Source organism: Microcystis sp. LSC13-02 (assembly GCA_002282935.1).
Classification (GTDB): domain Bacteria; phylum Cyanobacteriota; class Cyanobacteriia; order Cyanobacteriales; family Microcystaceae; genus Microcystis.
In genome coordinates, this window is the sequence record MTBT01000271.1 from 621 (window position 1) to 7,957 (window position 7,337).

A 7,337-nucleotide genomic window follows, 5' to 3' on the forward strand; every position below is an offset into this window, starting at 1 on the left:
GGACTGTTTCAGCTAATTTGGTGTATTAGAAAAATGCTATAAATTCTATAATCTAAGACTTTAAGCCGAAATCTATTGCCCTATTTTAGCTAAAACAATCCAGTAGGGTGCGTTAACAAAGTGTAACGCACCTTTTTATGATTATCTATAAGAACTTTCAGAATCACGAATGTTCTTCAGACCTGGCTACCGTGTGTATTTCGGGGAAGAGGGTGACAACATTGTGCTTTTGTTGTGTGGCGGCGACAAAAGCAGCCAAACACAGGATATTGAAGCGGCGAAAGCTTATGGGAAGGAGCATCTAAGTCATGGGTAAATACAGAACATTTGAACAAGTTGAAGAAGAATACTACTGCGAACATCCAGAAGAAATTGACAGTTTTTTAAATATAGCGGTTCTCACACCTGTGTGGCACACTTAAACCTTTGCTAATTAAGCTTTTCAACATCGATAATGTACCTAGTGCGAACAGGAAACGCTATATTACCTTTGAGGAATATGCCAAGGACAATGATACGGGTGCTTTATTGTCCGCCTTGTCAATGAGATGCACCCAAGTCTGATGGCTTGCCGCTAATTACTTCCCGATTCGCCGGCTGATTACCTAGAAAATTCCCTGAAAACTCGCTCCTTTTCTAGAAGTGATGGCAAAATCTACCGAGCAGCTCTGTGAAAATCAGAAAAATTTCTATATTTTTGGGTCCGATTCTAGGTTTTCAATTAACCTTAAGTTAAAAGCCTAGGGCTTAGATAGAAGCCATTCAAAGGATATTTATGAAAGCCAAAATTGCGATCGCTTGTCAGGGAGGCGGCAGTCAAACTGCTTTTACTGCCGGTGCCTTGAAAGCCTTATTTGACAATAAAGTGCAAGATTACTTTAATATTGTCAGTCTCAGTGGTACTTCTGGCGGTGCTATCTGTGCATTTTTCATCTGGTATGCTCTCGAAAAAGGTGATAGCGTCGTTTGGAAAAGAATGATTGATTTTTGGGAAGATAATAGCGCTCGAACTCCCCAAGAAAAGCTATTTAATGACTCAGCCATTAAAAGCCTAGAATTAGCCAGCAAAGGATTAATTCCCCAGTATAATCTCAGTCCTTCCTCTCCGATTACTAAAACCTTATTTTCCCTAGCTACCTACGGTTTACGCGGTCGCTTTACCAACTTTGATCAGTTACTAAGAGCGCATATTGATTTCTCGGAATTAGCCACTTGGGGAGCTAAACCAGAACCACCAATTTTATTAATGGGGGCCTGTAATGTCCTGACAGGAAAATTAAGTAAATTTAACTCGCGCGAGGAAGCAGTTAAAATTGAACATATCCTAGCTTCTGCCTGTGTTCCTAACATTTTTCCTGCCGTCACCATTGAAACTATGGCCTACTGGGATGGACTATTCTCCGATAATCCCCCCATCCGTTCTTTAATTCGCCGTGAATTTGTCGGAGTCGAAAATATTCCCGATGAAATTTGGGTAATTAAAATTAATCCCACCTCTAGAGATAAGATCCCCGTGCAATCCGATGATATTGCTGATCGCCGCAATGAATTAGAAGGCAATGTTTCCCTATTTCAAGGTCTCGATCAGATTGACTTTCTCAATCAATTATTTCTCAAAGGAGCCTTTAAAGAAGAATTCTTGCGCGAGATCGAATTAAAAGAACCAGTTAAAATTCCTAAATCTTTCCCGGAAGATCCCGATCGAGATTACCATATTCCTATGATCGAAATGTCGGCGGAATTAGCCAATAGTCTCAACTACGAAAGTAAACTTGATCGCTCTCCTGCCAATATCCAGCGTCTGATTGCTGACGGGGAAAAACAGGGAAAACAGTTTCTAGAACATCGACTACAAGCTATGGGTTTAAGATAGGGTTTGCGGCAAAAAGTTTTCCCCGGTGGCGGTAATAAGTAGCTAGACACAATTAATTATACATATCTAACTACCTTTTACCTCTTGCCTCTTGCCTTTCCTAACTAAGAAGTTAATTTTGTCCTATTACTTAATAATCACTGATTTTCATTGACTAATACCCGTCCGGATAGATCGTAAATCATAATATCCCATTGCCCATTTTTTGCCGCTTCAAAAGCCACTTTAGAACCATCGGCACTGATGATAGGATTGCGTACTTCTGCGAGCAGATCGGGAGCAATTTCCCTTCTCTGTTGAGTTTGTCGATCATACAGATAAATAGCCGTTTTTCCCTGACGACTAGCAGTAAAAACGATATAACGACCATCTTCACTAATGGAAGGACTAGAAGCGATCTGATCGAGAGAATTTAGTCCGGGTAAAGGCAATAAACGGCGATCAATGGCATCAAAAAGATAGATAGTTTGGGAACCATTGCGATCGGAAGCAAAAACTATATATCGAGAGGCAAGATAGGGAGTTAATTCACTAGCAGCACTGTTTAAACTTCTCCCCCCTCGATCGAAAGGAAAAGACAATAAACTGGGATAACCCGCACATCCAGTTAACAAACTAATTACAGCAACAAGACTAATAAAAAAATAAACCTCTTGCATAATTAATTTTTGATGGTTCAAAAACGGTAAAAATAAGGATTAAATTGCATAAAATCCTTAAATAGGGTCTGCTGAAAAAGTTTTTCCTGGGGGTAGGAGTCAGGAGTCAGGAGTCAGGAGTCAGGAGTTTCAGGCTTTGTTGCCCTTGTNAATCCTATTTTCTTGCACTAACATCGGACTTTAACAGGTCAAAAGCTTTATTTTAAAAGGGTTTTACCATTATTCAGCAGACCCTAAATAGACCATTTAATTGATTATTATTCATTCTTAATTCTCCTGACTCCTGACTCCTGACTCCTGACCCTAACAACAATTTTTGATTTTTACAAGAGGTCTAATGACGTTTCACGGTTTGGGACTTTCAATGGGACTGCCATCGGGAAGATCTAACTCGATATTCGGACCGCGATCAAGAACCTCCACATCCCATTGTCCCCGACGAGCGGACTCAAAGACAAGATAACGACCATCGGGACTAAGACGGGGATTTCGCAACCAACCGCGATAATTTTGACTCAATAACTCAGAACGATCGGTAATGCGGTCATATAAAGCGATGACGGGACGACCTTCAATAATCACCACATAAGCCAGATAACGCCCCGTTTGGCTTAAACTGGGGCTATCGGTAATTTCTTGACCCGTATATAATCCCCCTAGGGCCTGGTATTGTTTTGTCTGCAAATCATAAAGCAGCATCTGATTACTACCGCGACGGTTAGACAGCAAAGCAATCCAACGACCATCACCACTCAGGGCAGGTTTTTCGTCATTATAGCGACTGTTTAGGGTTCCTGTAGATAAACCGGGGTTATTGAGATTACAACCGCCTATAACCCCTAAAAACAAGCAGATAAACAGTAAAAAGGGAGCTTTGGTCATCGGACCTACTCCTTAATAATCAAACCTAGTCGGATGATCATTACTCGACTCCCGTTCACTATTATCCGGTCTCTCCCAATCTTCTCGATCGCCGGCATCCCTAGGATCGACCGGTTGATAATCGACGTATTCCCCTTTAAATGGCGGATCGTCCTCAATTATTGGGCGAGGACGACGTTTTTGGCTAGTGCGGGGCGGTTTACTGCTCGTCTCTTCACTAGCGGGACGAGGACGGGGACGGGGACTGGTTTCTTCCCAATCATCACCGCTACGGCGCTGATCATAAACATCTCGATCGCTAGTGGGGGAACTATTGCGGGGACGACGATTACTGGTTTTGCGACTGCTAGTATCGGCCGGCCGACGGGTGCGGGTGCTGCGGGGTTCCTCGTCCTGATAACTAGAAGTGCGCGAAGAGCGGGGATCATCGTAACCGCGTAAACGGGGATTATCTTCGTAACGTTCCTCCGGTTCGTAGGTGTCGAGGGGTTCTAATTCGGCCCGATATTCCCGACTCACAGGACGTTCATCCACAAAAGACGTGCCGCGGCGGGCCTGTTCCGTGGTTAAACCCCGCAATTTTACCGTCTCGAAGGCAAAAAACACCGCTGCCCCAGTCAGCAAAAATTGTCCGAATTGCAAAATCGGATCCAGTCGCCACCCTTGAAAAAGTAGAATTAACCCGCACAGTAAACCAACGGCAGCAAAAAATATATCATGATCCCTGGAAAGTTCCGGCCGCACCGAGCGCAGGAAGTATAACCCGGCTCCGGCCACTGCCAGAAAAATTCCTAAGATACTGGCCGAATTCAGCCCAAAATTGACCATCTTTATCTCCCTTCTCGGTGCTTAAATTCAATAATCGAGTCTTTATCTATAGCCGTCAGCTTTCACAAGCAATCCGGCTGTTTTTAACTCAAGGAGTCGGCCTACTATAGCCTAACCCCAAAGTCTAGCACTATATCTATCATCCTCGATTCTAACTTACTCGATCGAGCCTAGTTTAAACAACTATTGTTAGGGGAGTACGGAGATTTTATCAGTGATCAGTGAACAGTAAACAGTAATCAGTGAGGGAGCATCTCATTTATGCAAGTGAGTAATTATAAGTACCTGGACAAAAATAAACAGTGCTATGTAACGAAATGTTAAACACCCGAACCCCTTGCCCAGAAGTCATAGATACAGCAATTTACAAAACTTAACATAGTTAACTTTATTTAGGGTCTGCTGAAAAAGTTTTTCGGTGGGGGTTGGGGGTTGGGGGTTGGGGGATGGGGGATGGGGGATGGGTTTTACCGATTTTCATCACTCCCATGCCTGGTACTTTTTGATTGACAAAAAGTCTAAAAGTCTTACCCAACAAGGTTTTTAGATTTATTCAGCAGACCCTATTTATGTCCGACTACTTACTTGTCCCTAAAACTGTTTTCTAGCAAGGCTTTCAAACAGGATCGCTTGACATAAAACCTGATTTAGGGGTTACAAAGGTGAGATGCTCCCAATCAGTGAACTGAAAACTCACATCTGATAACTGATAACTGATCACTGATCACTGAAAAGGCTGATGGCTGAGATTTTAACAAAATCTTTAGGTTTTGCCTATTGACAGGATTGACCAAATGTGAGGTAAGGGTTTCAGGCATTTTAACCTGATTTCTTGATGGCTTTTGAGCGATCGCTATCGTTGGGAAGTTAATCGCCGCAAGTCTGAAAGGAGGGATTTTCATTGATGCACATCATAGTTAATTTGTCAAGTGCGTAAGTCCTAATCTTAATAAGATCAGACAGAAATTTTTCTGTCATATCATAAAATTAACTTAACCTAGCCAAGAGGGAATTAGCATAGAATATGAGTATAATTCAGGCTAAACAAATAGTCTGTTTGTATTCATAGTCCATTCAATCCATAGAATAAGGTGTGAGGATTGACCCATGTCAAAACTATTCAAGAATTTAGTAAAGGTAACTCCTTTAGTATTAGGTGCTTCCGTGGCGGCTGCTGGCAGCGCAGTGGCTCAGACTATGCCGGGGACACCTCAACTTAAAATTGATCCGGCTGCGCAACAACAACTCGATCGCATTCAGCGCGCCCAAAATAGTCAGCAGATTAATACGGGTGTTTATCAGGGTTCCATGTCCCAGGTGACTAGCGTTAACCAACTACGGGACGTATCTCCCACCGCTTGGGCCTACGAAGCATTAAGAAGCCTTGTAGAGCGTTATGGTTGTATCGTTGGTTTTCCTGATCGTACCTTCCGAGGCGATCGTGCTACCACCCGTTGGGAATTTGCCGCAGGTTTAAACGCTTGTTTAAACGTCATGGAACGTTTAATTCAAGATGGTGTCGCTGTACTCAGAGAAGATATCGATAAATTAAAACGTCTTGTCGCTGAATTTGAAAGCGAACTAGCGGCTTTAGGGGCCAGAGTAGATAACCTAGAACAGCGCGTTTCTTTCCTAGAAAATAATCAATTTTCTACCACCACCAAACTCAGAGGTGAGGTAATCTTCAGTATCGCCGATAGCTGGGGTGGTCAAGCTTCCATTACCAATACCAACGGTACAGTTACTGATGGCAGCAATCAAGATGAAACTCAAACAGTATTTAATAATCGGGTACGACTCAACTTTGAAACCAGCTTCACTGGTAAAGATTTGTTAAGAACCCGTTTACAAGCAGGTAACTTTAACACCACTTTCAACCAAAGTGGTCCGACGAGAACCAACATGACCCGTCTAGCATACGATAATGGCCGTGACAACGATGTCACCATCGATGACTTGTTCTACCGCGCTCCCATCGGCACTCCCTTCGGTAACATCACAATCTGGGTTGGTGCTAACGAGTTAAACCTAGATGACGTTTTCATCACTACTAACCCCTTCCTAGCTGATAGCGGTACAGGTGCTTTATCTCGCGGTCAACGCTACAATAACATCGTCTTCCGTGGTCCCGATGGTGTGGGTGCAGCGGTCAGATTTAATATCGGGGATGTTTTCCAAGTCACAGGAACCTACCTAGCTAATGGTGGGACTAATGGAGCCAGCAATCCTAACCTTGGTAGCGGTTTATTTAACGGTTCCTACAGTGCTGGTGCTCAGGTTGGTTTCTCCTTCATCAAATTTGCCGATATTAACTTCGTCTATGTTCGCAGTTATCAAACTGCAGCCAGTATGAGTTCTGGTTTATTCGGTAACGTCAGCAGCCCTCTGACTGAGCGTCCCTTCGGTAACGTTGCCACTGTAGCTGACCGTTTCGGTCTTCAGGCGAGCGCCCAGGTTATCCCAGGAGTCTTAAATCTAGCGGGCTGGGCTGGTTACGCCAATGCCTCGGCCACGGGAGTTAATAATGCGATCGGAGATGAGAACACTGGTATCTGGTCTTGGAACCTTAATCTTTCCGTCCTCGACCTCTTTGCCGAAGGTGCGGCCCTTTCTTTAGGTGGTGGTCAAGTACCCCGTTCCGATAAAGAAAGCAGCACCTCTTACATGGTAGAAGCTCAGTATCGGTTCCCAGTCACCAAAAACATCCTGATTACCCCCGGTGCCTATGCGGTCTTCAACGCTAACAACCGTAATAACGACACCATTTTTGTTGGTGTTCTCCGGACGACTTTCCGTTTTTAAGCTGAGTTGACGGACTTGAAAAAACGGTGGGATTTGTAGATCTCACCGTTTTTTTACTTTTAACTTTTCACTGGATTTGACATCCTCGCCGCCGTAAAACGGACGGCGATTCCTCACCACGCCACCTTTTTAGAATGGTCGCTGAATGGGGTTGACGCTTCACCGAAAAACGCTTAATTGCTTAAGTCTGACACTTTCTCCACGTCCGTTTTCAGTGTCCGAATGCCGGACGGCCACTTTGAACAAGTCGAAAAAATCTCATGTTCCACCTTATTTCCTAGAAAGTTTTACTC

5 protein-coding genes are annotated in these 7,337 nt (G+C 43.7%); 2 read left to right on the top strand and 3 right to left on the bottom strand.

Annotated elements, in window-relative coordinates:
• Nucleotides 1–775 precede the first annotated feature (775 nt).
• A complete protein-coding gene (locus BGL89_RS17235) occupies nucleotides 776–1,873 on the top strand; it encodes a patatin-like phospholipase family protein (RefSeq protein WP_286826761.1) in 1,098 nt (365 codons plus the stop codon).
• Nucleotides 1,874–2,010: 137 nt separating this feature from the next.
• On the opposite strand, the gene BGL89_RS17240 is transcribed toward BGL89_RS17235, so the two are convergent.
• The 3 genes from BGL89_RS17240 to BGL89_RS17250 form a co-directional block, all read right to left on the bottom strand.
• Nucleotides 2,011–2,532 (bottom strand): TolB family protein, encoded by a 522-nt coding sequence (locus BGL89_RS17240; protein WP_286826762.1) that lies wholly within the window; start codon nucleotides 2,530–2,532, stop codon nucleotides 2,011–2,013.
• Nucleotides 2,533–2,877: 345 nt separating this feature from the next.
• A complete protein-coding gene (locus BGL89_RS17245; protein WP_286826763.1) occupies nucleotides 2,878–3,414 on the bottom strand; it encodes a TolB family protein in 537 nt (178 codons plus the stop codon).
• Nucleotides 3,415–3,426: 12 nt separating this feature from the next.
• Nucleotides 3,427–4,242, bottom strand: a complete 816-nt coding sequence (locus BGL89_RS17250; RefSeq protein ID WP_286826764.1) for a Ycf66 family protein — start codon at nucleotides 4,240–4,242, stop codon at nucleotides 3,427–3,429.
• A gap of 1,107 nt (nucleotides 4,243–5,349) precedes the next feature.
• On the opposite strand from BGL89_RS17250, the gene BGL89_RS17255 reads away from it, so the two are divergent.
• Nucleotides 5,350–7,044 (top strand): iron uptake porin, encoded by a 1,695-nt coding sequence (locus tag BGL89_RS17255; protein WP_286826765.1) that lies wholly within the window; start codon nucleotides 5,350–5,352, stop codon nucleotides 7,042–7,044.
• Nucleotides 7,045–7,337: the final 293 nt, after the last annotated feature.